Genomic DNA, 2,378 nt, shown 5'->3' on the forward strand with positions numbered 1-2,378 from the left:
AATCTTTCGTAAGCGCTATTGCAGCCTTTGCAAGAATTTGTCCAAGATTGTGCAAATGTGACTTATCTGTGTCCGGCTGAAGTGGTAAATACGCAATACCAGAAAGATATAGTAGCGATAGATATTAAAGTTGCCGATCAGTTATGGACAGTCAAGAGTAAATTACTGATAGCAGCAGATGGGGCGCGATCGCCAATTCGTCAAGCTGCTGGTATCAAAACATCTGGCTGGAAATATTGGCAGTCTTGCATCGTGGCATTTGTCAAACCAGAAAAGCCCCACAACAACACCGCTTACGAAAGATTTTGGTCTAGCGGCCCCTTTGCGATTTTACCTTTACCGGGGAACCGTTGCCGCATTGTCTGGACAGCCCCTCATGAAGAAGCAAAAGCTTTATGTGCTTTAGATGATGAGCAATTTTTAAGAGAACTTACCCGTCGCTATGGCGATCAGATGGGGAAATTGGAATTACTAGGCGATCGCTTTGTATTCCAGGTACAACTCATGCAAAGCGATCGCTATGTTCTCCCCCGACTAGCATTAATTGGTGATGCGGCGCACAATTGCCATCCTGTGGGTGGACAAGGTTTAAATCTGGGGATTCGGGATGCAGCAGCTTTGGCGCAAGTAATCCAAACAGCGCACCAAGCGGGTAAAGATATTGGCGATATTCAAATTCTTAAAGGTTATGAACGCTGGCGCAAGCTAGAAAACCTGACGATTTTAGGTTTCACCGATTTGTTAGATCGGATGTTTTCTAATAACTTCTTACCTGTGGTATTGGTGCGTCGCCTGGGTTTATGGTTTTTGCAGCGAGTACCTGTATTAAAAGTGTTTATGCTGAAGTTGATGATTGGGTTGAAGGGGCGGACTCCAGAATTGGCAAAACGATAAGGCTTAAAGACTACACCACAGCAGCTTGAAAAATCTGCTTTGGGGTGAGATTCAATTCGGGAAAAGTTTGGGAGATAAGGCGATCATTATCTCGAAACTTACTTATCTGATATTCCTCATCAACCAAGTTACACACGGTGATTGTCGGTTGTTTGGGATTGCCGATAAAATTACGTCCACCCAAGGCGGCATAATCGACAATCCAGTATTCCGGGATACCCATCTCTTCGTAATCAGCGTATTTTAAGTAATAATCGTCCCGCCAGTTAGTTGATACAACCTCAATTGCCAAAGGTATTGATGCACCCAAACTAACAGTAGATTCTTTTTTCCATAATTTTTCGTTTTCCAGATTTGCACGGTTTAGCACCAACACATCTGGGAAGTAACCAGAATCTTTTTCAGGAGGTCTAACTATAGCTTGGTTGGGCATGAAGTAGGGCAATCCTAGACGTTCGATTTCAACAGCAATTTTGATACCTAGAAATCCTTTAACTTCTTCGTGTTCCCCTACTGGTTGCGCCATTTCAACAATTTCTCCTTTATGTAGTTCGTAGCGGACTCGTCGAATTTCGGGTAGCCAATCGACAAATTCCTCAAAGGTTACTAGCTTGGGTATGGCTTGAGTCATGGCTTTTGAGAATTACCGACGACAGTATTATCTCTAATCTAGGGGACTGCGGACAGCTTTTTCACCACGATTAAAAACGCGCTTATATAGAAGCGCCGCATTTGTTATTTCGGCGACTCCATTTGTTATTTCGGGGTTCGCATTTGTTACTTCGGCGATCGCATTTGTTATTTCGGGGTTCGCATTTGTTATTTCGGGGTTCGCATTTGTTATTTCGGGGTTCGCATTTGTTATTTCGGGGTTCGCATTTGTTATTTCGGGGTTCGCATTTGTTATTTCGGGGTTCGCATTTGTTACTTCGGCGTTCGCATTTGTTATTTCGGGGTTCGCATTTGTTATTTCGGCGTTCGCATTTGTTATTTCGGCGACTCCATTTGTTATTTCGGCATACGCATAGTAGTATTTTGGAAACGATGCCTACGGTGGCCACTGAGCGGCTGGTGAGCGGCTTGCCCTGAGCGTAGCCGAAGGGAGTCGAACCATGTCGAAGTGCTGGCTACGCCTACGCTGGTTATTCGGCCAAATTTTATTCAATATAATCTTTGATTTGCTTGAAGCTCTCAGGGTATTGAGAACGAATAGTGAAATTGAAAGACAGAGGAAAAAACAATGTCTCCAAAGTTAGCTCAACTAATTCAACAAGCAGAAAATCTTTCAGCAGAGGAACAATTAAAACTAATTGCTCATTTGGCTCAGAAATTGAGTGGGATCACCCAGGTAAATCCAAAACTTCCCCAGCCAGACAGTACTCAAGCGAAGGAGATTCCTGAGAGAGGAAAGTCTATTTGGCAAATTGCAGAAGATTTCGTCAAAGATATCCCTGAAGAAGAACTCAGCAAGCAAATCAAAGATT

At 43.4% G+C, this 2,378-nt stretch carries 2 protein-coding genes and 1 pseudogene; 2 read left to right on the top strand and 1 reads right to left on the bottom strand.

The genetic code is table 11. The features are described 5' to 3' along the window. Window positions 1–12 precede the first annotated feature (12 nt). Window positions 13–894 (top strand): annotated as a pseudogene (locus LC574_RS36025) (FAD-dependent hydroxylase); the annotation flags it as partial. A gap of 10 nt (window positions 895–904) precedes the next feature. Here LC574_RS36025 and LC574_RS36030 read toward each other — a convergent pair. Then, the gene (locus tag LC574_RS36030; protein WP_229458412.1) at window positions 905–1,525 is read right to left on the bottom strand and encodes a Uma2 family endonuclease; all 621 of its coding nucleotides are present in this window, start codon (window positions 1,523–1,525) and stop codon (window positions 905–907) included. A gap of 609 nt (window positions 1,526–2,134) precedes the next feature. On the opposite strand from LC574_RS36030, the gene LC574_RS36035 reads away from it, so the two are divergent. Then, a partial coding sequence (locus LC574_RS36035) for a hypothetical protein (protein ID WP_229458413.1) occupies window positions 2,135–2,378 on the top strand: 244 nt, incomplete at its 3' end.

The organism is Nostoc sp. CHAB 5715, from assembly GCF_020829685.1.
Lineage (GTDB): Bacteria > Cyanobacteriota > Cyanobacteriia > Cyanobacteriales > Nostocaceae > Nostoc.